At 53.5% G+C, this 540-nt stretch carries 1 protein-coding gene; it reads left to right on the top strand.

Annotation, left to right across the window (positions count from 1 at the left end; all coding sequences use genetic code 11):
* The first annotated feature begins 119 nt into the window (after positions 1 to 119).
* Entirely contained in the window at positions 120 to 413 is a 294-nt protein-coding gene (locus R7190_RS30050) for a hypothetical protein (RefSeq protein ID WP_001370730.1), read from the top strand.
* The last annotated feature ends 127 nt before the right edge of the window (positions 414 to 540 follow it).

The raw sequence follows: 540 nt of genomic DNA, 5'->3' as shown, positions 1-540 counted from the left end.
GGTTCAGATGCTTAGCCTCCACCAGCTTAGTGAAAAGGCGGCAAAGACCATGCTGGCCTTCGACCTCGAAGTGTATGAGAAATTTTTCGGAAAACCTGATGTTGCATGAGGACAATGTGATGGAAAAAGTCAAAAGCGTAGATGCCGTGGAGTTCACGGCAGCAGATAAGAAGGCGATGACCCATGCGGCATACGCCCAGTGTTTCTTCATTCTGGCCCAAGTGATGGCATTCCCTTCCCTGGGGGTGGCTGGCGCTATGGTTGCTGCTCTGTGCGGCATGATGCCGTGGTTGACCAAGTTCGCCAAAGAGGCTCCATCGAAAGCCTTTGGCATGGTGATGGCTTCACTCTGCCTTGCTCCTGTGTACGGGAAACTCTGTGAGCTGGTGGTCCACGCGATTCAGGGAGCTTGAGCTTATGGGGGTAGTACGAGTTCCCTACCTCTTGGCTGAGCTGAAAGAACGCGGATGTGCTGATGAATCTGCTCTGGCGCAGGTTATGCAGCCTGGATGCCCAATTGGAGAGGAAGACCTACGGAAG

The organism is Vibrio sp. 1078-1 (assembly GCF_033340475.1).
The sequence above is the reverse complement of the archived record's forward strand: the minus strand, read 5'-3'. Positions and strand labels throughout refer to the sequence as shown.

What these genes read in the sequence shown, in the direction of transcription:
- R7190_RS30050 (WP_001370730.1), top strand. Translation starts at nt 120, where the DNA reads ATGGAAAAAGTCAAAAGCGTAGATGCCGTGGAGTTCACGGCAGCAGAT.